This is a genomic window from Pseudomonas sp. LBUM1659, from assembly GCF_059716045.1.
Window position 1 is genome coordinate 4,734,083 of the sequence record NZ_CP166797.1, and the last position, 26,250, is coordinate 4,760,332.

The following is a 26,250-nucleotide window of genomic DNA, read 5'->3' on the forward strand; positions in this document are numbered from 1 at the left end:
CAAAACGCGCGAGTATACCCGAGCCCTCCCTTGCACAGGGCACCGCTGATAAGACAAATCAAGCCAATGCAACAAAGAAACCTGTGGAAGCGAGCCTGCTCGCGAAAACGGTGGGTCAGTCAACATTGATGTTGAATGTAATGCCGCCATCGCGAGCAGGCTCGCTCCCATAGGGAATGCGGTGCAAATATGCCGTGCGGCTGGCCTGAGCGCTCAAGAAGGCCTAGAATTCCCGCATCGAACTTTCCCCAAGGTAGCCCTTTAATGTCCTTCGCTGAGCAACTAACCCGTTTGCAAGTCTTCCTCGACGCCGACGAACTGCATGACGAGGCGCTGGACTACGTGGCCGCCCACGGCTACCTCACTGCGCTGTCGATCTGTTCCGAAACCGTTCCCGACCGTGAATGGATCGACGCCCTCTTCGCCGAAGAGCCGCATTACGCCGACGACACCGAGCGTGAAGCGATCGAATCCACCCTCTTGGCCCTCAAGGCGCACATCGCTCGCCAACTGGCGTCCGATGAAGAGTTCGAGCTGCCCTGCGACCTGGACCTGGGCGAAGAGCCGGACGATTCCGACCTGCGCGGCTGGTGCATCGGTTTCATGGAAGGCGTGTTCCTGCGCGAAGCCGCCTGGTTCGAAACCGCCGAAGACGAAGTCAGCGAAATGCTGCTGCCGATCATGGTCGGTTCGGGTCTGTTCGACGAACAGCCTGAGTTCGAAGACATCGCCAAAGACGCCAACCTGATGGACGACATGATCGTACAGATCCCGGAAGCCCTGACCGCGCTGTACCTGCTGTGCCAGGCGCCAGACGAAAAACCGGCGATCCTCAAGCCACGTCACCACTAAGGTTTTGCCTATGGACAACCCCATAGGCAACCGCTCCCTGATGTTGCGTTACGTGCTGCTGGCCATCGGCTGGCTGAGCGTAGCGCTAGGGGTGATCGGAATTTTTCTGCCGGTATTGCCCACCACGCCTTTCCTGTTGCTGGCCGCCGCGTGCTTCGCCCGCAGTTCGCCGCGTTTCTATCAGTGGCTGGTGGGGCATCCACGGCTGGGCCCCTGGATTCGCGACTACCTCGACGGCAACGGCATCCCGCTCAAGGGCAAGGTCTACGCCATCGGGTTGATGTGGGCGAGCATCCTGTTCTCCTGCTATCTGGTGCCCCTGCCGTGGGCGCGCGGGTTCATGCTGACCAGTGCCGTGCTCGTCACGTTCTATATCCTCAAGCAAAAAACCCTGCACAAGCCCTGACCCGATTTCTGTGGCGAGGGGGTTTGCCCCCGTTGGGTTGCGAAGCGACCCCAATCCTGCAGACCGAATTTCTCCTCACACACCACGCTGACTGGATTACGACTGCTGCGCAGCCGAAAGGGGGCAAGCCCCCTCGCCACAGGGTTCGTAGCAACCTGGCAATTTGTCCGCCCTCGCTGAAAACACCGCCTAGACTTCAGACATCTTCACGCGAGTTGCTACACATGTCCCGTCGTCCGCGTAGTCCAGGATGGTCAACGCTCCGACTTCGGCTCGGCGGATGGCTGCTGTTGGCCAGCTTCCTGCTGACGGGGCTGGGCAGTGTCCTGGCCGCCTGGGACTTTGCGCAGATCCTGCAAATCGCCGAAAAGCGCTACGGCCCCCTCGGCCCCGCCCAGGGAAGAATCGAGGCCTGGAGTCAAATGCTCAAAAGCGAACTCAAGCAGCCCGAGCGCGAGCAACTGAATGCGGTCAACCGCTTCTTCAATCAGCAGCTGAATTTTCAGGACGACACGCGCATCTGGCGTCAGACCGATTACTGGGCCACGCCAGAAGAATCGCTGATCAAGGGCGCCGGCGACTGTGAAGACTACGCGCTGGCGAAGTATTTCAGCCTGCGCTATCTCGGGATTCCCAGCGAGAAACTGCGCATCACCTACGTCAAGGCCCTGGCCCAAAACCAGGCGCACATGGTGCTGACCTTCTACAGCAGCCCCACAGCCGAACCGTTGGTGCTGGATAACCTGATCAGCGAGATCCGCCCCGCGTCCCAGCGCAAAGACCTGCTGCCGGTGTACGCCTTCAACGCCGAAGGCCTGTACTTGCCCGGAGCCAATGGCGGTAAACGCAGCAGCGACAGTAAAAAACTGTCGCGCTGGCAAGACGTGTTGAAAAAGATGCAAGCCGAAGGGTTCGCCGTGGGCGAAGGCTAGTCGCCACCGCAAGGAGCGTTTTATGTCACTGCGCAAACAGTTGTTTCTCGCCATTTGCATGTTCCTGTTGGTGGCTTTCAGCGGCAGTTTTTTTGTCAGCCTGGAAAACTCCCGCGAACAAATGCTCGGCCAGTTGCGCTCCCATGCTCAAGACGCCGCCACCGCGCTCGGTTTGTCGCTGACCGCACAAATCGATGACCCGGCCATGATCGAGCTGATGGTCAGTTCGATTTACGACAGTGGCTATTTCCGCAGCATCCGCGTCGTCAGCATTGGCGATGAACAGGTGTTGGTGGAACGCAGTGCTCCCGCGAAAATCGAAGGCGTTCCACGCTGGTTCGTCAGGCTCGTCAACCTGCGCCCGGAGGGTGGTGACGCGCTGATCATGCGCGGCTGGGACCAGGTGGCGCGGGTCGAAGTGTTGAGCAATCCGCAATTCGCTTTGGCCAAACTCTGGGACAGCACCCTCGGCAGCCTGATTTGGCTGCTGATCTGCGGCTTGCTCAGCGCCGTGTTCGGCGGTTGGCTGTTACGCCGGCAATTGCGTCCGCTCGACAAGATGGTCAAACAGGCCGCAGCCATCAGTAAACGCGAGTTCTTGAGCCTGCCGAAACTGCCGCGCACACCGGAATTGAGACGTGTGGTGCTGGCGATGAACCAGATGGTCGAAAAACTCAAAACGCTGTTCGCCGAAGAAGCCACGCGCAGCGAAAAACTGCGTGCCGAATCCTATCAGGACAGCCTCACCGGCCTGGCCAACCGGCGCTTGCTGGATGAACAACTGGCCGATCACCTGCTGGTCAGCGAACAGAGCAGCGCCGGCCATTTGCTGATGCTGCGGATCAACGACCTGATCGGCCTCAACCAGCGTCTGGGTGGCCAGCGCACTGATGCGCTGATCAGTGCTGTCGGCGAACTGCTTATGCGTCTGACCCAACCGCCGGAACGTCGTACCTGGTTGGCAGCGCGCAATCGCGGCGGCGAATTCAGCCTGCTGACGCCGGGACTGGACAGCGCCGACGCTGCACGCCTGGCCTCGGAAATCAGCGCCACCCTGGAAAACCTGCGCCTGACCGCTGCCAGCGATTGCATGCCGGTGGCGCACCTGGGCATCGTCGCCTACCACCCCGGAGAATCGGCCAGCGACGTACTGCTGCGCCTCGATCAGGCGCTGACGCAAGCCCGGCAACACCCCGAGCGGCCGTGGGTACATCTGGCCGATACCGACACCGCAATCAACCACTCCCAACATGACTGGCGCAGCTGGATCGACGATGCCCTGACCCACGGCAAACTGCAGTTGTATTTCCAACCCGTCGTGCAATGCGCCGACACCAGCCAGGTGCTGCACCACAAAGTCCTCGCGCGCCTGCTCGACCCGAGCGGTGAAGCGATTGCCGCCGGGCATTTCTTGCCGTGGATCGAGCGTCTTGGCTGGTCCGCGCGGTTCGACCTGGCGATGCTCGAAGCGACTCTCGACTACCTGGTCGTGAACCGCTGGCCGCTGGCGTTGAGCCTGTCCGGCAGCACCCTGCGCGACCCGGCGCAGCTGCGAGAAATCATCGATTTACTCGACTCACTGCCGGAACTGGCACCGCTGCTGACCCTGGAAATCGACGAACGCCAATTGCCACCCCCCGAGGAACTACACCGCCTGAGCCACAGCCTGCTCAACACAGGTTACCGCATCGGTTTGCAGCATTTCGGCGGCAGCTTCAGCCAGATCGGCAATTTGACGCAGCTGGGGTTGGCGTATTTGAAAATCGATGGCGCGTACATCCGCAGCATTGATGTGCAGCCTGACAAACGACTGTTCATCGATGCGATTTTTCGGGCGACCAACAGCATCGATTTGCCGTTGATTGCGGAGATGGTGGAGACGCAGGGGGAGTTGGAGGTGATTCGGGAGCTGGGGTTGTTTGGGGTGATGGGAAGGTTGATCGGGCCGCCGGAGCCTATGTAGCAGGACGCAATAAACATCCGTGTTTAAAAGACACCTCCAGACACTCACTAAGGCTACACATCCTTGCGCCGCTGCCTACGACTGCGCCAGAATCCGCCGGCTTGTGCGCTTTGACCCTGATCTTTATCGTTTCCGCATCGCTGCCAATCAGCGATCGGGTTTAGCGACCCGACCAGGTATAAGTGCAAAAACCCAGTCTTACTGCAGGCGAATGTCTGCAGTTTCGATATGGCGGCTGTGCGCGGGAGACCCTAGGGTCTGCCGGGTCTTATACCTCTCGGTTCGCTAACCTGCGTACAGCCGCCACCCTTACTTGTTTAGCGACAGGTTCTGGTGGTTCCAACAGGTATAAGGAGCTTCACCATGTTCAAAATCACGCCAAACCCGCCAGAAACCGACGACGTTCCCCCTACGAAACCCCCGACTCCAAAAAGCTCAACAACGCCGCCGACCGCGCCCTCGATTACTACCTCAAACCGGTCATTCCCAAAGACACTCCGCGTAAACCCAGCACCATCTACTTCGTCGGGCCCGACACCGATAACGAAACACTGCTGGTCAACGCCTGTGAGACGTTGGCGTCAGCGAGTGTGATGTTGAGTGATTTCGCGGGGCAGCTGAATGGTTCACAGCGCCACACCCTGCTGGGTATTCAACACTCCGTGATGTTGGGGGAGTTGGCGGTGAACCGGATGCTGGATAACGTCGACCCGCAGGGCTAACTCACAATGATGGTGAGGCAGGGTTAATAGCTGAGTTTTGTGGTGGTTGGCCGGTCCTCTTCGCCGGCAAGCCGACTCCTACAGTTGTTTTGTGTCGTTTACTTGTTTTGTGTTCGCTGAAGATCGAATGTAGGAGCGGGCCTGCTCGCGATGGCGGTGTCACAGGCAACAAAAAACCCGCCATTCCTTACCCAGGAATGGCGGGTTTTGTTGTTTCAGCTTTCAGGTCACACGGTATCCACCTTCAACGAATGGTCATTCAACATGCCATTGATGATGGTCGCCGTATCATGCCCACCCGCCACCACTCCGCCCGCTCCCGGTGTGACACCGTAATGGTTGGCCAGGTCGACGCCGGCCAGGTCGATGGTCTGGTTCGGCGTAGCGCCGGCCATGGCGCTGACGTCGATGCTGGTGAGCACCGAGGCGCCGCTGCCCACGACTTTGAAGTGCAGGTAGTCATCCAGCGAAGCCGCGGTGCCGTTTTCGCCTTGCAGCAGTTGCGACAAATCGAGTTTGTCGGTGCCGGGGGTGAAGTCGGTGACGACGTCGTGGCCGCTGTTGCCTTTGAGCCACTGGAAGGTGTCGGTCCCTGCCCCGCCGGTGAGGGTGTTGTTGCCCAGACCGCCGATCAGGAAGTCATCACCGCCGCCCCCCTTGAGGATGTCGTCGCCCAAACCGCCGTTGAAGAAGTTGCTGTTGTTGTCGCCCGTGAGGCTGTCGTTGAAGTTGGAGCCGACCAGGTTTTCGATGCCGGTGAGGGTGTCAGTGCCGGCACCTCCGGTGTTTTGCGCAGTGGCCAGGTTCAGGTCGACCGTGACTCCGGCAGTAGCATGGGCGTAGTTCGCGGTGTCGATGCCGGTGCCGCCGTCGAGCAGGTCGTTGCCGATGCCGCTGAACAGCAAGTCATTGCCGGCGCCGCCGTGCAGTTCGTTGTTGCCGGTGCCGGCGGTGAGTACGTCGTTGCCGTCGCCGGCATTGATGACGTTGTTGCCGGTGCCTGCCACCAACACGTCATCGCCCGCCGTGCCGGTGAGGGTGTGGCCATCCTGGTAGCTGATGGTCACGGCAGCGCTGTCGCTGCCGCCGTGGTTGTCGTTGGCGGTGTAGGTGCCGTGAGCGTCCTGTGTGATGTCGTGGGCGCCCGCGTAGTTGACGGTCATGGTCAGCTGGTAGCCCTCGTCTCCTTTGGCATTACCGCCACTGGTGTTTTCGATGTTGGTGATATGGATCTGGTAGGTCCCATCCGCCGACGCTGTGATCGTCCCGCCGTCCGCAATGCTGACGAAGGCGCCACCATTGAGGGAATACTCCATGGTGATGTGCCCGGCCGCCAGGCTGTGATCCAGATTGAGGGTTTCACCCGCTTTGAGCTTCACGGTGATGAGGTCTTCATCATTGGCGTTGTTGGCTGTCACCTGCCCCAGATACCCGCTGATCACCAGTAGCGCCGTCATCGCGGCGGTGTTGGCCGCAAAGGCACTGCGCACATCCGCCAGGACCTGGTTGGCCGCAACATTGTTGGTGGCAGCGAAATTGATCGCGCCGGTTCCGGTGAAGTCAGCGCCCTTGATCACCCAACCGGTATTGAAGTTGGTGGGTGAGGCGGTTAGCGGATCCTTGTCGGCATCGGTGTCGTTGGCCAGCAGTAACTCGCCCGGCACCGCGATGTTGCTCGATCCCACATTGGTGATGATGTGGTCATCGATCGCCACCGGCGCCGCGTTCGGAATGACTTTGACCGTCAGCGTGGAGCTGGCCAGGTCGCCGTCGTTGTCGCTGGCGGTGAAGCCGATGTTTTCGGTGATGACCACCGCAGTGGATTTTTGCGAGGTGTAGTTGTACTCGCCTGTGTCGAGGTTCACCACCAGGGTGCCGCCATTGTTGGTGGCGATGCTGATGCTGTTGTTCACCGTGTTGAACGTGCCGTGATTATCGCCGCCACTGAAGGTCAGCGAACCCTGGTTGGTGTTGCCTTTAGGGTCATAGGTGTAGGTGGTGCCATCGACCACGATAGTTTTGATGAAACCGCCATCGGCGCCGAACGTACCGCCCTCCAGCAATGTTCCGGTGACTGGCGCACCGACCACGGTGCCCGAGAGCACTGAGTTGAGCTGGTTGAGATCAGTCACTACGACCGCGTTGGTGTTGGTGTGGGTACTGCCGTCATAGGCCAACGGGTCGAGGTTGGCGTTGCTCACACCGCTGCCTAGGCCGATCGCATAGTTCTTGATGCCGTTGGCGTCGAGGAAGGCTTTTAGGGCGATTTCGTCGTTGGTGCCGATGTCGCCTTCGTTGGGTTTGCCGTCGGAGAAAAAGTAGCCGACGTTCTGTGCACCGGTCAGTTTTCCGGACGTATTGAACGCCGTCTGCATGGTGGCCACAGCAGCATCGTAGTTGGTGCCACCACCCGCTGTCAGGCCGGTAAGGATCGACTTCGCGGTTGCCACGTCGACCCACACCGTGGTTCTGTCGGTGGCGTTGCTGCTGAAGGTGACGAGCTGCACTTTCACATCGCCAAGGTCGTCGTACTTGTCGAGCAAGGCGCTGATGGCCGATTTGGCCAACGCCAGCCGCGACACGCCCGGCACACCGGAGGCATCGGCCATACTGCCGGAGATGTCGAGCACGATCAGCACGTTGGAGTCGATTTCCACCGCTGCCACGGAGCGATCCGACGCCACCGCTTTGGGCACGTCGTCGACAATATTGACGACGATGGTGCTGGTGGTGCTGTTGCCCAGGGCATCGGTGGCTTTGTAGGTGAAACTTTCACTCAGGGTGTTTGGCCCGTCGTTGGCGTTCGGCGACGTTTTGGGTGCCGAAGTCAGGGTGTAGGTGTACGTGCCGTCGGCGTTGAGCTGGATCTGCCCGTACGCGCCGGTGGCACTGCCAACCAGGCTGTAGGTGAGCGCGCCGCTGCCACCGGTGACCGAACCGACCAGCGTCCCGGAGGCGGTTTCCCCGGTATTGCCCGGGGCGCTGCCGGTGACGGTGCCACCCGCCAGGTCCTGACCGTCCTTGTTCAAGTCCAGGGCTTTTTCGTAGACCGTCACGTCGGTATCGCGGGCCGCCGTGATGCAGCTGTTCGACACGTCGATGGTGATGGTGGTGGTGCTTTCATCGCCGTCGGCATCGCGCAGGGTGTAGGTGAAAACGTCGGTCGCGCCCGAACCATTCACCGCATTGGGATTGCTGTGGTACACGGCGTTGCCGTTGGCATCCAGCGTCAGATAGCCGTAGGTGCCACCGATGTTCAGGCCCAGGCCACCGATGGCCGAGGTCGAGGTATCGCTGCCGGCGCGCACGCCCACCACGGCCCCCGTCAGGGCCGGGCCATCGGCGCCGCCGATGTCGTTATACAGCACGTTGCCCGAGACGGTTGCGCCTTCCGCTACCGACGTGTGATCCGGGTTGGCGGTCGGCAGGTCATCGACGATGTTGACGTTGATCTGACCTGAGGCGGTGCTGCCGTTGGTGTCCGTGGCCACCACATCAATATTTTCGGTGAGGCTGTTGGCTCCGTTGGCGGTTGGATGAGTTTCGTTATCCACCAGGGTATAGCTGTAGCTGACGACCCCGGTGGTGGCGTTGAACCCGGTGATGGTCAGCGTGTTGCCCAGTGTTGTGATGATCGATTGCGGGAAGCCTGCGGACACGCCACCGGCCACCACATGAATGCCGCCGACATCGAGGGTCTGCAGGCCATCGAGTGCGGTCACGGTGAAGGTGCCGTTCTGGGTCAGCGCCGGGGTGTTCGGGGCGGTGCCGTAGTTGAGGTTTTTCTCGTAGACGGTCAGTTCGCCGCCGTTGACGTTGAGGCCGTCGAGGGTGACCGGATCATCGTTGTTGTGGATTTGCAGCACCAGGTTGGCAGTGCTGGTGTCGCCGTCGGCATCGGTGAAGGTGTAGGTAAAGGTTTCCGTGCCATTGCCGCCGCCGTGCAAGTTTTTGAAGTCTGCATCATTGGGGTTCAGCGTGTAGGTGTAGGTGCCATCGGCATTGAGCACCAGCGTGCCGTAAGTGCCGTTCAGCGTGGCCGGCGTGATCGGTCCGGCATTCGGTCCGGTCGCTACGCGGTCTGCACCTTGAATGTCGTTGGTCAGAACGTTGCCGGTGAGGGCCAGCACGTGTTCCGTCGCGGGGCTCAGGTTCGTGTCATTCACGGCTTTTGGCACGTCATCGACGATGCTCACCACGATGGAACTGGTGGTGCTGTTGCCCAGCGAATCAGTCGCCAGGTAGGTGAAACTTTCGGTCAGCGTATTTGCGCCGTTATCGGCATGCGGCGTGGTCGTCGCCGGCGACGTCAGGGTGTAGGTGTACGTGCCATTAGCGTTGAGCTGGATCTGGCCATAGTTGCCCGTAGCGCTGCTCACCAGGGTGTAAGTGATCGCGCCCGTCGCACCGGTGACCGAGCCAACCAGCGTGCCCTTGGCGGTTTCGCCGGTGCTGGTCGGGTCGCTGCCGACGACGGTACCAGCCGCCAGGTCCTGCCCGTCCTTGTTCAGGTCCAGAGCTTTTTCGTAGACCGTCACATCAGTATCGCGGGCCGCCGTGATGCAGCTGTTCGACACGTCGATGGTGATGGTGGTGGTGCTTTCGTCACCGTCGGCATCGCGCACGGTGTAGGTGAAAACGTCGGTCGCGCCCGGACCACTCACCGCATTGGGATTGCTGTGATACACGGCGTTGCCGTTGGCATCCAGCGTCAGATAACCGTAGGTGCCACCGATGTTCAAGCCCAGGCCACCGATGGCCGAGGTCGAGGTGTCGTTGCCGGCACGCACGCCCACCACGGCCCCCGTCAGGGCCGGGCCATCGGCGCCGCCGATGTCGTTGTCCAGCACATTGCCCGAGACAGTTGCGCCTTCCGCTACCGACGTGTGATCCGGGTGGGCGGTCGGCAGGTCATCGACGATGTTGACGTTGATCTGGTTGGTCGCGGTGCTGCCGTCTGTGTCTGTCGCCACCACATTGAAGTTTTCGGTGATGCTGTTGGCACCGTTGGCGGCTGGATGGGCTTCGTTATCCACCAAGGTATAACTGTAGCTGACGACGCCGGTGGTGGCGTTGAACCCGGTGATGGTCAGCGTGTTGCCCAGCGTTGTGACGATCGATTGCGGGAAGACTGCGGGCACGCCACCGGCCACCACATGAATGCCACCGACATCGAGGGTTTGCAGACCATCGAGCGCGGTCACGGTGAAGGTGCCGTTCTTCGTCAGGGCCGGGGTGTTCGGGTTGGTGCCGTCACTGAGGTTTTTCTCATAGACGGTCAGTTCGCCGCCATAAACATCGAGCCCTTTGAGGACCACCGGATCGTCGTTGTTGTGGATCTTCAGCACCAGGTTGGCGGTGCTGGTGTCGCCGTCGGCATCGGTGATGGTGTAGGCGAAAGTTTCCGTGCCGTTGCCATTGCCGTGCAACGCTTTGAAATCGGCATCGCTGGTGTTCAGGGTGTAGGTGTAGGTGCCGTTGGCGTTCAACACCAGAGTGCCGTAAGTCCCGGCAAAGGTGCCAGGGGTGATCGGACCGGCATTGGGGCCGGTCGGTATGCGGTCGGCGCCTTGCACGTCGTTGGTCAGCACGTTGCCGTTGAGGGTCAGCAGGGTTTCCGACGCAGTACCCGCGTTGCTGTCGTTCACGGCTTGAGGCAGGTCATCGACAATGTTGACGTCGAGCGTGCCGTTGGCGGTGGTGCCGTTGTCATCCACCACGGTTACGGCGAATTGCTCTGGCAGTGAGTTGGCGTCGTTGCCGGTTGGGTGAGCTTCGTTGTCGGCCAGGGTGTAGCTGTAACTGACTACGCCCGTGGTGGCGTCGAACCCGGTGATGGTCAGCGTGCTGCCCAATGGCGTAACGATGGATTGCGGGAAGCCGGCGGCGGTACCGCCCACCACCACGTTGATGCCGCCGACGCTCAGGGTTTGCACGCCGTCGAGGGCGGTGATGGTGAAGGTGCCGCTTTGGGTCAGCGCCGGGGTATCGGGACTGCTGCCGTCGCCGAGGTTTTTCTCGTAGACAGTGAGTTCGCCACCGTTGACGTTGAGGCCGTCGAGGGTGACCGGGTCATCGTTGTTGTGGATTTGCAGCACCAGGTTGGCGGTGCTGGTGTCGCCGTCGGCATCGGTGATGGTGTAGGCGAAAGTTTCCGTGCCGTTGCCATTGCCGTGCAACGCTTTGAAATCGGCATCGCTGGTGTTCAGGGTGTAGGTGTAGGTGCCGTTGGCGTTCAACACCAGAGTGCCGTAAGTCCCGGCAAAGGTGCCAGGGGTGATCGGACCGGCATTGGGGCCGGTCGGTATGCGGTCGGCGCCTTGCACGTCGTTGGTCAGCACGTTGCCGTTGAGGGTCAGCAGGGTTTCCGATGCGGTGCCAGCGTTGCTGTCGTTCACGCCTTGAGGCAGGTCATCGACGATGTTGACGTCGAGCGTGCCATTGGCGGTGGTGCCGTTGTCATCCACCACGGTTACGGCGAATTGCTCTGGCAGTGAGTTGGCGTCGTTAGCGGTTGGATGCGCTTCGTTGTGATCCAAGGTGTAGCTGTAGCTCACGACGCCAGTCGTGGCGTTGAACCCCGTGATCGTCAACGTGCTCCCCAACGGAGTCGTGACAGATTGCGGGAACCCAACCGCCACACCGTTGGTGACTACCGCGATGCCGCCGACAGTCAGCGTCGTCACGCCGTCCAAAGCGATGATGGTGAAGGTGCCGCTTTGGGTCAGCACAGCAGAGTCCGGGGCACTGCCAAGGCTCAGGTTTTTCTCGAAGACGGTGAGTTCGCCACCGTTGACGTTGAGGCCGTCGAGGGTGACCGGGTCATCGTTGTTGTGGATTTGCAGCACCAGGTTGGCAGTGCTGGTGTCGCCGTCGGCATCGGTGATGGTGTAGGCGAAGGTTTCGGTGCCGTTGCCATTACCGTGCAGCGCTTTGAAATCGGCATCACTGGTGTTCAGCGTGTAGGTGTACGTGCCATTGGCGTTCAGCACCAAGGTGCCGTAAGTCCCGGCAAAGGTGCCAGGAGTGATCGGGCCGGTATTTTCCCCAATGGTCACGCGGTCGGCGCCTTGGACGTCGTTGGTCAGCACGTTGCTGTTGAGGGTCAGCAGGGTTTCCGATGCGGTGCCAGCGTTGCTGTCGTTCACGGCTTGAGGCAGGTCATCGACGATGTTGACGTCGAGCGTGCCATTGGCGGTGGTGCCGTTGTCGTCCACCACGGTTACGGCGAATTGCTCTGGCAGTGAGTTGGCGTCGTTGCCGGTTGGGTGAGCTTCGTTGTCGGCCAGGGTGTAGCTGTAACTGACCACGCCCGTGGTGGCGTCGAACCCAGTGATGGTCAGCGTGCTGCCCAATGGCGTGACGATTGATTGCGGGAAGCCCGCGGGCACGCCACCGACCACCACATGAAGGCCGCCGACATCGAGCGTCTGCACGCCGTCGAGGGCGGTGATGGTAAAGGTGCCGCTTTGGGTCAGCGCAGCGGAGTCCGGTGCACTGCCAAGGCTCAGGTTTTTCTCGGAGACAGTCAGTTCGCCGCCGTTGCCGTTGAGGCCCCCCATCGTAATCGGGTCATCGTTGTTGTGGATTTGCAGCACCAGGTTGGCAGTGCTGGTGTCGCCATCAGCATCAGTCAGCGTGTAGGGGAAGGTTTCTGTGCCACTGCCACCGCCGTGCAGCGCTTTGAAGTCGGCATCGCTGGTGTTCAGCGTGTAGGTGTAAGTGCCGTTCGGATTGAGCACCAGGGTGCCGTAGGTCCCGGTGAAGGTGCCGCCAATGACTGGGCCGCTGTTGGGGCCAACAGGAATGCGGTCTGCGCCCTGCGTGTCGTTCGGCAGCACACTGCCGGTCAGGGTCTGCAGGGTTTCCGATGCGGTACTGGCGTTGCTGTCATCGACAGCCTTGGGCACGTCGTCAGTGATGTTGACGTCCAGCGTGCCGGTGACGGTGTCACCGTTGCTGTCGCCGGCCACCACGGTGAGCTGCTCGATGAGGGGGTTGGTACCGTCGCCAGCCGGATGCGTGACGTTTCCATTTAGGGTAAAGCTGTAACTCACCACGCCAGTGGCCGGGTCGTACGTGATGGTCAGGGTGTTGCCCTGTGGCGTAGTGATCGACTGAGGAACGCCCGCGGCCACACCACCCGTGATGACATTGATGCCGCCGATGCTCAGGCTGTTCAGCCCGTCCAGCGCCGACACACTGAACGTGCCGTTCTGTGTCAACGCGCTCGGATTACTCGCGGAACCGTTGGGCAGGCTGGCTTCGTTGAAGGTCAGTTCCCCGCCTGCGACCGACAGGCCGACGAGCGTGACCGGATTGTTGACGGTCGTTGGCGGGGGCGCCACCACGGCCGGGGTGTCGTCGGCGTTCTGGATATCGGCATTGTGCCGTTCTTCGGGAAATTCCGGGATGCTGCCAAACCCAGCCGTCGGGAAGCCAATCGTCGGATCGACCCGCCCGCCCACCTCTTCCAGCAAGACAAAAGTGTGGCCGCCGCCCGACGCACCATCGCCCGCCGGGGTCGAGCCAGGCCCTGCCGCAGTGGCTTCAGCGGTCTGCGTCGGGTCAGCGCCCGCTGCGATTGCTTTTTGCAGTTGTTCGACATCGGTCAGCTGCACTTCGCTCGGCGTCACCGCCTCAGATGTGCCGACATGCGGCGACTCATTCGCAAGGAGCTGCGGGCTCATTTGCAGGCTGCTGCCACGCCCGAGGGTCAGTTCCTCACCATTTTGCAGATGGACCGCCACCGCGCCTTCGGCTCCGGTGACCAGTTGATCACCGGCGAACAATCGATCGCCCTCGACCAACGCGCGCCGGGTGCCGTCGCTCGCTACCGCGAATACCTGACCAATGACCTTACTGACGATACCGATGAGCGTAGCCATGTGCACTTCCTCCGCTGCCAACAGCTGTCGGCATCCTGTTTTTTCGAAGAAAGTGCTCATGGTTTAAAGCAGGTAGCCGAGCGGATCGCCTGCAGGGCGCGTTTACCTGAGTAAGCCGTTGCCCTGGCGATGTGCTCGCCCAGCGTGTCGCTCAACCGCAGCGTCGGCAACAGTGGGATAAACCCTCTGCAATCAATGGCTTCGGGGCCCACTTGCGTCGCAACTAGCCTGGTGAACGATGCGTAACAGTCCTGAATCAACCAAGCGACAAAAAACCGTCACTCAAAAACCGTTACGCTGCCCTCCCCTCCAGCACTTCCCAGCCCTATGTCGATAAGTGGCTTGAATTTTTCAAAAAACCTTTGAAAGCTCCCTAAAGCTGATAATTCAAAGGCTTTCGCACTGAACAATGTGCTGGATTTTGCTGACGGCATAAGTTTTTTTTGGCATAAAAGTAATGAGAAATATTTCTTAGCTATCCTCTAGAATGTTCTTAGCTCTGTTGTTACAACGGTGAAACGATTTTACCTATAAATGCCGTCAAATAATTGGCGACTGATAAGCACCATCAGGAATTCAGGGAGATACACCCATGCGCGTTTTAACCCCCCTTTGCAGCGCGGTTCTGCTGGCCATTGCCTGCTCTTCCAGCGCTCAAGCCATGTCATTGACCGAGGCAATCCAAAGCACTATCGCAACCCATCCTGAACTGGCCTCGCGGGTGGACTCGCGCCTGTCCGCGGATGAACAGGTGAACGTTGCCAAAGGGGGCTTTTATCCATCAGTTGATCTGACTGGCGCCTACGGGCGGGCGCGCAGCGATAACACCAACACCCGGCAATTCGACAAACACAACACCGAAACCATGAATTACACCCAGTCGGAATTGCGCTTGCGGCAGATGCTGTTTGACGGTTTCAGCACCTCGAACGAAGTTAATCGCACCAAAGACGTGGTCAACTCTCGGGCCTATTACGCACAAGGCACCGCCCAGGACCTGGCCCTGCGCACCATCGAGGTTTACCTCGAAGTGCTCAAGCGCCGCGAACTGGTGACCCTGGCCAAGAACAACCTGCAAGCCCACTTGCGTGTCAACGACCAGATCGGCCTGCGCACCCAGCGCGGCGTCGGCAGCAACGCCGACTCCGATCAATCCGGCGCGCGCCGGGCACTGGCACAAAACAACCTCGATACCGCTGAAGTCGACCTGGCGGACGCCGAGTCGAACTTCTTCAGCGTCGTAGGGCGCCTGCCCGATGAGCTCGAAACGCCGCCATCGACCCGCGGTGAGCTGCCCGTCACCCTGCCGGAAGCCCAGCAGAGCATGGTGGCCAACAACCCGTACCTGAAATCCGCGCAGGCCGACGTGCAATCGGCCGAGAGCCAGTACGAAGTCGCCAAATCGCCGTTCTACCCACGCCTCGACGCCGAAGCCGCGGTGGTCGCAAACAACAACGTGCAGGGCGATGAAGGTCACGACAACGAGTGGCGCGTGGGTGTGGTGATGAACTACAACCTGTTCCGCGGCGGCAGTGACAAGGCGCGCCTGGCTTCCGATGCACACCAGATCAACCAGGCGATGGACATCCGCAACAACGCCCTGCGCCAGCTCAACGAGAACATGAACCTGGCCTGGAACGCCATGGTCAATGCGAAGAAACAAACCCCTACCGCGCGCGAATACGCCGAAACCAGTAAACGCGTGCGCATTGCCTATCAGGACCAGTTCGGCCTGGGTCAGCGGTCACTGCTCGACTTGCTCGACAGTGAAAACGAGCTCTACAACGCCAACCGCCGCTACACCGAAGTGCGCTACACCGAGGAATACTCGATGTACCGCGTGCTGGCCGGTATGGGTGAGTTGCTGAGCAAGCAACGGGTAGTGTTGCCCGCCGATGCAATCGCCTCCTCCGAAGTGAAAAACGAAGCCCGTTTGCCTGACATGAAGTAGCTCACTGGGAGCGATCAATGTGACCAGCATGGAATCCGGCAACACCGGTGTCGATCCGCGCCTCAGCTTCGATGACCCGCTCCTGGACGGTCTGTTGATCCTCTGCAAACTGCACGGCGCGACCGTCAGTCGCGCCAGCCTGAGTGCTGGGCTACCCCTGAACAAACAACGCTTGAGCCTGGACCTGCTGCCGCGTGCAGCGGCCCGGGCCAGTTTGCAGGCGCGTGTACTGCGCCGTGAACTGGGGGATATTTGCGCCCTCAACTTGCCGGTGATGTTAATCCTCAACAACGGCCGCACGGCCATCCTGCGACGCTTTGGCGATGATGGTCAGGTGCTGATCCTGCCCAGCGAGGCCGACGGCGGTGAACAATGGGTCAGCACGCAAGAGCTGGCCGAAAACTACAGTGGCCAGGCCTTGTTTGCCCGGCCACGCCATGAACTCGAAGACTTGCGCTCGCCCCTGGTGCCGCGTGTGGAAGCGTGGTTTCGCGACACGCTGAAACTGTCGAAATGGCTGTACAGCGATGCGATTCTGGCGAGCTTTCTGATCAACCTGCTCGGGTTGATGGTGCCGCTGTTCGTGATGCAGACCTACGATCGGGTGGTGCCGAACCAGGCCACCTCGACCTTGTGGGTGTTGTCGATCGGCTTGCTGATCGGCACCGGTTTCGAACTGGTGCTGCGGGTCGTACGCGCGCATTTGCTCGACACCGCGGGGAAGAAAACCGACGTGATCCTGTCGGCGACCTTGTTCGAGCGCATCACCGGCATGTCGATGAAAGCCCGCCCGGCGACCATCGGCGGTTTTGCCCAGAGCATTCATGACTTCCAGGGCCTGCGGGAATTTCTCACCGCCGTCACCTTGACCAGCCTGATCGACCTGCCCTTCGCCGTGTTGATGCTGGTGGTGATCGGCTTGCTCGGCGGCTGGCTGGTGGTGATTCCGTTGCTGGCGTTTCCGATCACGATCATCTTCGCGATGGTGATCCAGGTGCGCCTGCGCGACACCGTGCAAAAAAGCCTGAGCCTGGGCGCCGAACGCCAGGCCTTGCTGATCGAAACCCTCGGCGGCCTCGAAACCCTCAAGGCCTGTAGCGCCGAGAGCGAGCGCCAGCACAAATGGGAAAGCACCCACGGCGCCCTCACCCGCCTCGACAGCCACGCGCGCAACCTCTCGGCGGTAGCCACCAACGGCACCTTGTTTATCCAGCAATTCTCCGGCATGGCGACCATCGTCGCCGGGGTCTACAGCATCATCGCCGGCAACCTCAGCGTGGGGGCGCTGGTGGCGACTTACATGCTTGGTAGCCGCGTGCTCGCGCCACTGGGGCAGATTGCCGGTTTGATCACTCGCTACCAGCAAGCGCAACTGACCATGAAAAGCACCGATGCGCTGATGGGCCTGCCGCAGGAACGCGACGCGAAACAGCGGCCGCTGGAGCGCACACAACTGCAAGGCGCGCTCGACGTCAGCGACGTGACCTTCCACTACAACGGCCAGAACGCACCGGCGCTGGCCAACGTCAGCTTCAGCATGAAGCCGGGCGAACGCATCGGCATCATCGGTCGCAGTGGTTCGGGTAAAAGCACCCTGGCGCGACTGGTCATGGGGTTCTACGCGCCAGAAGAAGGCCAGTTGCTGCTCGACGGTCTGGACCTGAGGCAACTGGATGTCGCGGACCTGCGCCAACAGATCGGTTACGTCGCCCATGACCTGCCGCTGCTGGCCGGCAGCCTGCGCGACAACCTGACCCTGGGCGCCCGCTACATCAGCGATTCGCGGATGCTCGAAGTGGCCGAGTTGACCGGCGTCACCGAACTCGCCCGTCAGCATCCGCAAGGGTTTGATCGTCCGGTCGGCGAACGCGGACAGTTGCTGTCTGGGGGGCAACGTCAGGCCGTGTTGCTGGCGCGGGCCTTGTTGCTCGACCCGCCGATCATGTTGCTCGACGAACCGACCAGCGCGATGGACAACAGCAGCGAAGACGTTCTGCGGCAAAAACTCCACACCTGGGTCCAGGGCAAAACCCTGCTTTTGGTCACCCACCGCACCTCGATGCTCAGCCTGGTGGATCGACTGGTGGTACTGGATAACGGACGGATCGTCGCCGACGGTCCGAAAGAAGCGGTCATCGATGCACTGCGCAAGGGCCGTGTCGGCTCTGCGGCTGTCTAGGAGCGCCCCATGGCCCGTTCATCATCCGACACACCAAAAGACCGGGGCTACTTCGGCAGTTTCAGTAAAACCGCCGAGAGTGAATTCATGCCGGAAACGGCCAGCGCCTCGTTGCAAGATTCCCCCCGCTGGTCGCGGATTACCGTGTGGCTGGCGGCGGGGCTGATTATCAGTGCTGTGGTGTGGGCCAAGTTCGCGGTGCTTCAAGAAGTCACTATGGGCGAAGGCAAGGCGATTCCGTCGAGCAAGGTCCAGGTGATCCAGAACCTGGAGGGCGGCATCGTCACCGAGATCTTCGTCCGCGAAGGGCAAATGGTGAACAAAGGCGACACGTTGCTGCGCCTGGATGACACGCGGTTTCTGTCGAACAAAGGCGAGAGCGAAGCGGATCGTTATGCACTGACGGCGCAGGTTGAACGGCTGTCGGCAGAAGCGGAAGGACGCCCGTTCAAGCTGTCAGATGAAGTGATCGCCAAGGCACCGCAAGTGGCCGAGGACGAGCGCTCGCTGTACGAACAACGCCAGCGTCGACTTGCCAGTGAGCAGCGCACGCTGAGCGAACAACTTCGGCAAAAAACCCAGGAACTGGCAGAATTCCGTTCCAAACAGGGACAGTTCAGCTCCAGTCTGGCGCTGCTCCAACAAGAGATGAACATGTCCACGCCACTGGTGGGCACCGGGGCGGTTTCACCGGTGGAAATCCTGCGTCTCAAACGCAGTGCGGTGGAGATCCGCGGCTCGCTGAATGCGACGACGCTGGCGATTCCCCGGGCAGAAGCGGCGATCAACGAGATCAAAAGCAAGATCGACGAGTCGGAACAATCCTTCCGTTCTGACGCGGCAAAGGAGCTGAATGAGAAACGCACCGACCTGTCGAAAATCACAGCATCGAGTATCGCCATCGATGACCGCGTGACGCGCACGACAGTGGTGTCGCCGGTTCACGGCATTATCAAAGTGCTGAAGGTCAACACCATCGGCGGTGTGGTTCAGCCCGGCAGCGACATGGTGGAAATCGTGCCACTGGAAGACAACTTGCTGATCGAGGCCAAAGTGCGGCCGCAGGACGTGGCGTTCCTGCATCCGGGGCAGAAAGCGATGGTCAAGTTCAGCGCGTACGACTACACGATTTATGGCGGGTTGAGCGCCAAACTTGAACTGATCGGCGCCGACACCATCACCGATGACAAGGGCAACAGTTTCTATCTGATTCAGGTTCGGACGGATAAAAACCACTTGGGCGGGGATGTGAAACCGTTGCTGATCATTCCGGGGATGGTTGCCACGGTGGACATCATCACGGGCGAGAAGAGCGTGCTGGATTACCTGCTCAAACCGGTGTTGAAAGCCCGGACTGAGGCGATGCGCGAGCGCTAACCAATGATCGTTCCCCCGCTCCGCGTAGGAACGATCATTGTCCGTGATTCTTCAAATAGATCTCCTCCCCCATCGCCGCGATCTGCCCTTCAATCAACGCCTCGAACGGTTTCAACAATGGCTCAAACGTGCCCGGCGCTTCCAGCGTTTGCAGCGCCTGCACGATCGCCTCCACCGTCGACAACGCCCCCGGCCCCGGTGCCTTGCGCAATCGATATCGCGATACCCCGCCATCCGCCAACGTCACCCTCGGCAACGCAGCCAGCAGTGGATTGAGGTGCAGCATCTTGCGCGCCTTGCGCCAGGTGCCGTCCGGGACGACCAGCAATAGCGGCTCGTCAGTCGCCGTATAGGTTGGCATCGGCTGCGCGTCCTCGCCCGGAAACAACAACCGCGCCTGATACCCCGGTTGATTCAACAGCGCCGGCAAATCCTCGAACACCTCACCGACGATCAGTTCGGCATTGTTCAAGCCCAACGCCGCCAGCCGCGCCGTGTTCAGTGCATGGTTGACTTCGCTCGGATGCTGCAAAAACAGCACTCGGGTGCGGCTATCGAGACACGGGATCAGCGGGCACAAACAATGAGTTTGCGGGCGCAGGCAACGGGGACACTGGATTCTGGACATGGATCAAGCCTGATTCAGTTGTGCTTTGAGCAGGTCGCGAAAGGTCTGGATCAGCGGTTCGCGACTGCGGCCGCGGCGCACGATCATCGAGAACGGCGCCTGATAACCAAAGGTCGCCGGCAGCAACACACGCAAATCGCCCTTGTCCGCCCAGGCCTGAGCGTAGTGCTCCGGCAGGTAACCGATGTAGGCACCGGACAGCACCAGAATCAGCTGTGCCTCCATACTCTCCACCGTCGCCGCGCTGTGTTTGAAACCGTGACGCGCCAGTTCGGCCTGGCTCCAGTAACCCCGGCCAACCATCCGTTGCTGGGTGATGACTTGCTCAGGGATACGCCGCTCGGTGAACAGCGGATGCCGGCTGCTGCAATACAGCCAGTGCTGCTCGCGGTAAAGCGGCATGTAGACCAGGCCGCTCATGCGCGTGGAGAACGCGCCGATGGCCAGGTCGAGGCGATTGTCCTGCACACCGAGTTGCAGTTCGTACGGGCTCATCACCGACAAATGCAAATGCACCGCCGGGTGTTCCTGGCTGTAGGCGCCGATGGCTTCGGCGAAGGGCAAGGCCTTGTCGCTGACCGTTGAGTCGATCACGCCAAGGTTCAGCGTGCCGCGCAGTTCGCCCTTGAGGGCTGCGGCGTATTGCTCGAAGCCTTCGAGCTCGCCCAATAGACGCAGGGTTTCCTGATGAAACAGTTCGCCTTTGCTGGTCAGGCTGAACCCACCACGACCGCGATGGCAGAGCACCAGACCGAGGGCCGCTTCAAGCTGGCTCATGTAGGTGCTGATGGCCGACGTCGAGAGGTTGAGTTCTTGCTGGGCGTTGGCGAACCCTTGATGACGGACCACGCTGACGAAGATGCGCAAAAGTTTCAGGTCGGGTAAAGCGTTGGCCATGGGGCTCTCTCCAAAGATCGTTCCCACGCTCTGCGTGGGAATGCCGCCTCGGACGCTCTGCGTCCGCTCCGGGGTTGTGACGCGGAGCGTCACGGGATGCATTCCCACGCAGAGCGTCCGCTCCGATCAGCAGCGAGTCTATCGCTGCCCGAGCCATTAGTTTAGAAAAATCTGAACTAAGTATTTGCCCGTAGCGATTCTTCCCGGCCACTACATTTCGCAGAATCGTTTCCCAGCGGTGCCTGTGCCTATCCGGACCTGTGCAACCGACATAAATAAAACAACGACGATGAGGCCCTACCCGTGGACAAGATTCTTCACCAACCACTGGGCGGCAATGAAATGCCGCGCTTCGGCGGCATCGCCACCATGATGCGACTCCCCCATTTAGATTCCGCTGCCGGTCTGGACGCTGCCTTCATTGGCGTGCCACTGGACATCGGCACTTCGCTGCGCCCTGGCACCCGTTTCGGACCTCGCGAAATCCGCGCTGAATCGGTGATGATCCGCCCGTACAACATGGCGACCGGAGCTGCTCCGTTCGATTCTCTGTCGGTGGCCGACATCGGTGACGTGGCAATCAACACGTTCAACCTGCTGGACGCGGTACGGATCATCGAAGAGTCCTACCACAAGATCCTCGAACACGATGTGATCCCCCTGACCCTTGGCGGCGACCACACCATCACCCTGCCGATCCTGCGTGCCATTCATAAAAAGCACGGCAAGATCGGCCTGGTGCACATCGATGCGCACGCCGATGTGAACGATCACATGTTCGGCGAGAAAATCGCCCACGGCACCACTTTCCGCCGCGCCGTCGAAGAAGGCCTGCTGGATTGCGACCGCGTGGTGCAAATCGGTCTGCGCGCTCAAGGCTACACCGCTGACGACTTCAACTGGAGCCGCAATCAGGGCTTCCGCGTGGTTCAGGCCGAAGAATGCTGGCACAAGTCCCTGGCCCCGTTGATGGCCGAAGTTCGCGAGAAAGTCGGTGGCGGTCCGGTGTACCTGAGTTTCGACATCGACGGCATCGACCCGGCCTGGGCGCCTGGCACCGGCACCCCGGAAATCGGCGGTCTGACGACCATTCAAGCGATTGAAATCGTTCGCGGCTGCCAAGGCCTCGACCTGGTCGGTTGCGATCTGGTAGAAGTCTCGCCCGCTTATGACACTACTGGCAACACCTCGCTGCTGGCTGCCAACCTGCTGTACGAAATGCTCTGCGTACTGCCGGGTGTGGTCCACCGCTAAGGATGGGTCACGAACGTACATGATCACCAGCACCACGGCAAAACCTGAACTGCGTCAGTCAACCTGACAACTGTTCCCTTGTGGAAACGAGCCTGCTCGCGATGACGGCGGCACATCCAACGTTGATGTGACCGAAAAACCGTTTTCGCGGGCAGGCTCGCGCCCACAGAGAACAGAAACACCTTTGTTTCACTATAAAAAAGACAATCGGAGACACGCCATCATGGCTTTGGATTTATTCGTCGTACTCATCTACGCCGCCGCGATGCTGATACTCGGCTACTACGGCATGCGCAAGGCCAAGACCAACGAAGACTTTTTGGTCGCCGGTCGTAACCTCGGCCCGAGCCTGTACATGGGCACCATGGCCGCCACCGTTCTGGGCGGCGCGTCCACCGTCGGCACCGTACGTCTGGGCTACGTTCATGGCATTTCCGGTTTCTGGCTTTGCGCGGCCCTCGGTTGCGGGATTGTGGCGCTGAACCTGTTCCTCGCCAAACCGCTGCTGAAACTGAAGATCTACACCGTTACCCAAGTGCTGGAAAAACGCTACAACCCGATGGCCCGCTCTGCGAGCGCAGTGATCATGCTGGCGTACGCGCTGATGATCGGCGTGACCTCGATCCTGGCCATCGGCACCGTGCTGCAAGTGCTGTTTGATCTACCGTTCTGGGTCTCGGTATTGGTCGGCGGCGGCGTGGTGGTGATCTACTCCGCAATCGGCGGCATGTGGTCCCTGACCCTGACCGACATCGTCCAGTTCGTGATCAAGACCGTAGGCCTGATGTTCATCCTGTTGCCAATCTGTCTGTATCGCGTTGGCGGTTGGGATGAGCTGGTGTTGAAACTGCCGGCCACCGCCTTCAGTTTCACCACGATTGGCTGGGACACCATCATCACCTACTTCATGATCTACTTCTTCGGGATCCTGATCGGCCAAGACATCTGGCAGCGTGTGTTCACCGTCAAGACCGCCAAAGTGGCTCAGGTTGCCGGTACGTTCGCAGGCTTCTACTGCATCCTCTACGGACTGGCCTGTGCCCTGATCGGCATGGCTGCTCACGTACTGATCCCGGACCTGGACAACGTCAACAACGCCTTCGCCGCCATCGTCAAACTGTCCCTGCCGGACGGTATTCGTGGTCTTGTAATCGCCGCGGCCCTGGCCGCCATGATGTCCACCGCCAGTGCCGGCCTGCTCGCCGCTGCCACCACCCTGACCGAAGATATGCTGCCGAAACTGCGTGGCGGTAAACCGTCGAGCCTGCGCATCAACCGCCTGTTCACCCTGTTGACCGGCATCGTCGTACTCGGCATCGCTCTGGTCGTGAATGACGTGATCAGCGCCCTGACCCTGGCGTACAACCTGCTGGTGGGCGGCATGCTGATCCCGCTGATGGGTGCGATTTTCTGGAAACGCGCAACCACCGCCGGCGCAATCACCAGCATGGGCATGGGCTTCGCCACTGCGCTGGTGTTCATGTTCAAGGACGGCCTGGATGCCAATACCCCGATCTACTACAGCCTCGGCGTTGGTCTGGTGAGCTTCGTGCTGGTCAGCCTGATGTCCCGTCGCCCGGCAGCTCAGGCCAGTGCCGCCTAAGCTGAACATAACAACTTGATGCTTTCTTCGGCGGGTGTGGCGTCGGTTGCCACACCCGTTTTTTTTCGTCTGGAGAAAAGTGTTTATGAAGATCGTCAGCCGCGATCTGTGGTTCGAGGTGAAACAGCTCAGCGACGGTATACGCCTGATTCACGAGCCCTACATCCGGCCTTTCTATCGCTGCAACCTTTGGCACATTCAAGGCCGTAACAAAGATTTGCTGTTGGACAGCGGTTCCGGGCTGGTCAGCCTGCGCGAACAATTGCCGTGGATCACCGAACGGCCGCTGGTGGCGGTGGCCAGTCATTGCCATTTCGATCACATCGCCGGGCATCACGAGTTCCCCGAACGGCTGGTGCACCCGGCTGAGGCGGACATCCTCGCCGCACCAGACGGCGACAACGATTTGAGCAAAGCCTTTGTCGGTGACGACATGTTCGAAGCGCACCCAGATTGCCCGTTGTGCTACGCCGAATACCGGGTCAAAGCGGCACCCGCCACGGGCATGATTGAAGAAGGCGATGTACTGGACCTGGGCGACCGCGTGCTGCAAGTGCTGCACACCCCGGGGCATTCACCGGGGGGCATCAGCCTGTATGAAGCGGCGACCGAGACCCTGTTCAGTGGCGACATCATCTACGACGGCCCGCTGGTCGAAGACGCCTACCACTCCAACCTCGACGACTACGCCCGCAGCCTGCAACGCCTGCGTGAGTTGCCTGTGCGCACGGTGCATGGCGGGCATTTCGGCAGTTTCTCGGGGGAGCATTTGCGCACGATGATTGACGAGTGGCAGCGCTCACACGACTGAAGCCTGCTGTACTCAAGCGCAGGGCCAACAACACTATCGTCCTCGAAGAACGACCATGAAAAGAGCCGCCGTTCGCCTCGCCGTCCACCAGTTCATCAGCCGCGTGCTGGAGGGCCGGGATGACTTCAGCGATGATGCCAGCCTGGCGGAGTTGGGATTGGAAAAAGAGGACATCGAAGAGCTGATCTTCCATCTGGAGGATGAGCTGGGGTTGACGGCGTTTACGGCGGAGGAAGACCGGCTGCTCAAGACCGCCAGGACGGCGAATGATTTGAGTCGGTTTTTGATTGAGATCGGGCGGCATTGAGACGGGTTTTCAAACACTCCTTTTGTGGCAGGTGCATTTGTGGCGAGGGGGTTTGTCGGAACGCCGCATCGCCCCGTTGGGCCGCGAAGCGGCCCCAATCCATTCACCCGAGTTGTATCAGGAAGACCTCATTAGGCTAATTACGAGTGCTGCGCACTCGAACGGGGGCAAGCCCCCTCGCCACAACAAGCTCCTTCACCACAGGTGAACTGCCAGACTTACCCGCTGTTACCGGCGGCGTTGCTGACGTCGGCGCTGTTCGTCGTCCGTACGAATAGGCACAGGTTGCAGAGGCGGTTCGATCAAACCGAGTGCAACACCCAGATCGTGCAGCCAGTTTTGGATTTTCTCTTTCATGGTGCCCCCTTCAGGGTAGTGCCGAGCGACCGGAATTCTGAGGCCGCTTCGCACTGATAATAGTCCGAAGTCCTACGCAATGCTCATCAAAAGACGCAATGATCTGTTACTGAATTGAACAAAATACCTGACCGGTAGTTCAAGCAATCGCCTGGGCCTGAACCAGTGCCGACGGATAGACCTTCTGCTGCTGCTCGATCCACGCGTTCAAATTGGCCCCGACCATGCCCTTGCGCCACATCAGCCACGTCGTCGCGCTCGCAAATGGTTCCGCCAAAGGGTGCACCGCCACGCTCTCGCGACCCGGCAGACTGGCGAGCATCGACTCCGACATCAACGCCACGCCCGAGCCTGCAATCACACACGCAAGCATTCCCGGATAGGATTCGATCTCCATCGCCCGCCCCATGGCGGCGTGGTCATGGGCGAACCAGGCCTCCAGGCGCATCCGGTAGGAACAACCCTGGCGAAAGGTGAACACCGAGCGCCCTTCCACATCCAGCGCAGTGCGTACCGGCGAGTGCTCGGCCTCCGTGATCAGCACCAGCCGCTCGTCGCATAACGGCACGCCGTCCAGCCCCGCGAACTCCAGCGGGCCGTCCACCAGCGCCGCATCCAGCCGACCGCTGAGCAGACCTTCAAGCAGTTCGCCGCTTGGCCCCGATTGCACTTGCAGGTTTACCGCCGGGTAATTGCGGTGATAACGCGCCAACAACCCCGGCAGATGAATCGCCGCCGTGCTGTACATGGTGCCGAGCACGAAGTCCCCGGCCGGTTGCCCGCCCTGCACTGCCGCACTGGCTTCGTCATGTAGGGCGAACAGCTTGGCGGTGTAGTCCAGCAGGACTTTTCCCGCAGGCGACAACTGCAAACGCTGACGTTCGCGGACGAACAGTTCTACACCGAGCTGCTCCTCAAGTTGTTTCAGCCGTGTCGACAGGTTGGATGGCACCCGATGCAAACGTTCGGCAGCACGGGTGATCGACCCCTCCTGCGCCACCGCCTGGAAGATCCGCAATTGGCTGAACTCCACGACCTTCTCCAATTCAGAACAAGTTACTCACTATTATTCATTTTTAATGAAAGTCAAACAGTCCTAGCCTGACGGTCATTGATCCTTTAC

Annotated in this window: 16 protein-coding genes and 1 pseudogene; 12 read left to right on the forward strand and 5 right to left on the reverse strand. The window is 60.4% G+C overall.

Annotated elements, in window-relative coordinates; all coding sequences use genetic code 11:
* Nucleotides 1-264: 264 nt before the first annotated feature.
* The 5 genes and pseudogenes from ACA048_RS21465 to ACA048_RS21485 all read left to right on the forward strand — a co-directional run bounded on the left by ACA048_RS21465 (nt 265) and on the right by ACA048_RS21485 (nt 4,875).
* Nucleotides 265-852, forward strand: coding sequence for a UPF0149 family protein (locus ACA048_RS21465; RefSeq protein WP_008156162.1), 588 nt, complete (start codon nt 265-267; stop codon nt 850-852).
* Between the two features lie 10 nt (nt 853-862).
* Complete coding sequence (locus ACA048_RS21470; protein ID WP_497626180.1) at nt 863-1,258, forward strand: YbaN family protein; 396 nt, start codon at nt 863-865, stop codon at nt 1,256-1,258.
* A gap of 224 nt (nt 1,259-1,482) precedes the next feature.
* Entirely contained in the window at nt 1,483-2,190 is a 708-nt protein-coding gene (gene lapG / locus ACA048_RS21475) for a cysteine protease LapG (RefSeq protein WP_497626181.1), read from the forward strand.
* 22 nt (nt 2,191-2,212) lie between these two features.
* A complete protein-coding gene (gene lapD / locus ACA048_RS21480; protein WP_497626182.1) occupies nt 2,213-4,153 on the forward strand; it encodes a cyclic di-GMP receptor LapD in 1,941 nt (646 codons plus the stop codon).
* Between the two features lie 363 nt (nt 4,154-4,516).
* Nucleotides 4,517-4,875: pseudogene (locus tag ACA048_RS21485) on the forward strand (DUF6124 family protein).
* A 227-nt stretch (nt 4,876-5,102) separates the two neighbouring features.
* On the opposite strand, the gene ACA048_RS21490 reads toward ACA048_RS21485, so the two are convergent.
* Complete coding sequence (locus tag ACA048_RS21490; protein WP_497626183.1) at nt 5,103-13,763, reverse strand: retention module-containing protein; 8,661 nt, start codon at nt 13,761-13,763, stop codon at nt 5,103-5,105.
* A gap of 592 nt (nt 13,764-14,355) precedes the next feature.
* Here ACA048_RS21490 and ACA048_RS21495 point away from each other — a divergent pair.
* Genes ACA048_RS21495 through ACA048_RS21505 form a run of 3 tightly spaced genes read left to right on the forward strand, consistent with a single transcriptional unit; the run spans nt 14,356 to nt 19,270 of the window.
* On the forward strand, nt 14,356-15,714 hold the full coding sequence (locus ACA048_RS21495; protein WP_497626184.1) for a TolC family outer membrane protein: 1,359 nt from the start codon (nt 14,356-14,358) through the stop codon (nt 15,712-15,714).
* Nucleotides 15,715-15,733: 19 nt separating this feature from the next.
* A complete protein-coding gene (locus tag ACA048_RS21500) occupies nt 15,734-17,893 on the forward strand; it encodes a type I secretion system permease/ATPase (RefSeq protein WP_497626185.1) in 2,160 nt (719 codons plus the stop codon).
* 9 nt (nt 17,894-17,902) lie between these two features.
* Nucleotides 17,903-19,270 carry an HlyD family type I secretion periplasmic adaptor subunit gene (locus tag ACA048_RS21505; RefSeq protein ID WP_497626186.1) on the forward strand — a complete coding sequence of 456 codons (1,368 nt, stop codon included), beginning with the start codon at nt 17,903-17,905 and terminating at the stop codon, nt 19,268-19,270.
* A 34-nt stretch (nt 19,271-19,304) separates the two neighbouring features.
* On the opposite strand, the gene ACA048_RS21510 is transcribed toward ACA048_RS21505, so the two are convergent.
* The gene (locus ACA048_RS21510; protein WP_497626187.1) at nt 19,305-19,898 is read right to left on the reverse strand and encodes a tRNA-uridine aminocarboxypropyltransferase; all 594 of its coding nucleotides are present in this window, start codon (nt 19,896-19,898) and stop codon (nt 19,305-19,307) included.
* Nucleotides 19,899-19,901: 3 nt separating this feature from the next.
* Complete coding sequence (locus tag ACA048_RS21515; protein ID WP_007945995.1) at nt 19,902-20,795, reverse strand: LysR family transcriptional regulator; 894 nt, start codon at nt 20,793-20,795, stop codon at nt 19,902-19,904.
* 303 nt (nt 20,796-21,098) lie between these two features.
* Between ACA048_RS21515 and speB the strand changes: the two genes are divergently transcribed.
* From speB to ACA048_RS21535, 4 genes are all read left to right on the forward strand, one after another.
* Nucleotides 21,099-22,049: an agmatinase gene (gene speB, locus ACA048_RS21520; RefSeq protein ID WP_497626188.1), complete on the forward strand. Its 951-nt coding sequence runs from the start codon at nt 21,099-21,101 to the stop codon at nt 22,047-22,049.
* A 223-nt stretch (nt 22,050-22,272) separates the two neighbouring features.
* Nucleotides 22,273-23,652, forward strand: coding sequence for a sodium:solute symporter family protein (locus tag ACA048_RS21525; protein WP_497626189.1), 1,380 nt, complete (start codon nt 22,273-22,275; stop codon nt 23,650-23,652).
* 85 nt (nt 23,653-23,737) lie between these two features.
* Complete coding sequence (locus ACA048_RS21530) at nt 23,738-24,463, forward strand: MBL fold metallo-hydrolase (RefSeq protein WP_497626190.1); 726 nt, start codon at nt 23,738-23,740, stop codon at nt 24,461-24,463.
* A gap of 55 nt (nt 24,464-24,518) precedes the next feature.
* On the forward strand, nt 24,519-24,770 hold the full coding sequence (locus ACA048_RS21535) for an acyl carrier protein (RefSeq protein WP_497626191.1): 252 nt from the start codon (nt 24,519-24,521) through the stop codon (nt 24,768-24,770).
* Between the two features lie 228 nt (nt 24,771-24,998).
* Here the strand turns inward: ACA048_RS21535 and ACA048_RS21540 are convergent, their stop codons facing one another.
* Both ACA048_RS21540 and ptrR read right to left on the reverse strand, forming a co-directional pair.
* On the reverse strand, nt 24,999-25,127 hold the full coding sequence (locus ACA048_RS21540; RefSeq protein ID WP_007914492.1) for a PA1414 family protein: 129 nt from the start codon (nt 25,125-25,127) through the stop codon (nt 24,999-25,001).
* Between the two features lie 139 nt (nt 25,128-25,266).
* On the reverse strand, nt 25,267-26,160 hold the full coding sequence (gene ptrR / locus ACA048_RS21545) for a putrescine utilization regulator PtrR (protein ID WP_497626192.1): 894 nt from the start codon (nt 26,158-26,160) through the stop codon (nt 25,267-25,269).
* Nucleotides 26,161-26,250: the final 90 nt, after the last annotated feature.

What these genes read in the sequence shown, in the direction of transcription:
- ACA048_RS21535 (WP_497626191.1), top strand. Translation starts at nt 24,519, where the DNA reads ATGAAAAGAGCCGCCGTTCGCCTCGCCGTCCACCAGTTCATCAGCCGC.
- ACA048_RS21470 (WP_497626180.1), top strand. Translation starts at nt 863, where the DNA reads ATGGACAACCCCATAGGCAACCGCTCCCTGATGTTGCGTTACGTGCTG.
- ACA048_RS21510 (WP_497626187.1), bottom strand. Translation starts at nt 19,898, where the DNA reads ATGTCCAGAATCCAGTGTCCCCGTTGCCTGCGCCCGCAAACTCATTGT.
- ACA048_RS21490 (WP_497626183.1), bottom strand. Translation starts at nt 13,763, where the DNA reads ATGGCTACGCTCATCGGTATCGTCAGTAAGGTCATTGGTCAGGTATTC.
- ACA048_RS21465 (WP_008156162.1), top strand. Translation starts at nt 265, where the DNA reads ATGTCCTTCGCTGAGCAACTAACCCGTTTGCAAGTCTTCCTCGACGCC.
- ACA048_RS21515 (WP_007945995.1), bottom strand. Translation starts at nt 20,795, where the DNA reads ATGGCCAACGCTTTACCCGACCTGAAACTTTTGCGCATCTTCGTCAGC.
- ACA048_RS21495 (WP_497626184.1), top strand. Translation starts at nt 14,356, where the DNA reads ATGCGCGTTTTAACCCCCCTTTGCAGCGCGGTTCTGCTGGCCATTGCC.
- ACA048_RS21525 (WP_497626189.1), top strand. Translation starts at nt 22,273, where the DNA reads ATGGCTTTGGATTTATTCGTCGTACTCATCTACGCCGCCGCGATGCTG.
- lapD (WP_497626182.1), top strand. Translation starts at nt 2,213, where the DNA reads ATGTCACTGCGCAAACAGTTGTTTCTCGCCATTTGCATGTTCCTGTTG.
- ACA048_RS21505 (WP_497626186.1), top strand. Translation starts at nt 17,903, where the DNA reads ATGGCCCGTTCATCATCCGACACACCAAAAGACCGGGGCTACTTCGGC.
- ACA048_RS21540 (WP_007914492.1), bottom strand. Translation starts at nt 25,127, where the DNA reads ATGAAAGAGAAAATCCAAAACTGGCTGCACGATCTGGGTGTTGCACTC.
- lapG (WP_497626181.1), top strand. Translation starts at nt 1,483, where the DNA reads ATGTCCCGTCGTCCGCGTAGTCCAGGATGGTCAACGCTCCGACTTCGG.
- ACA048_RS21530 (WP_497626190.1), top strand. Translation starts at nt 23,738, where the DNA reads ATGAAGATCGTCAGCCGCGATCTGTGGTTCGAGGTGAAACAGCTCAGC.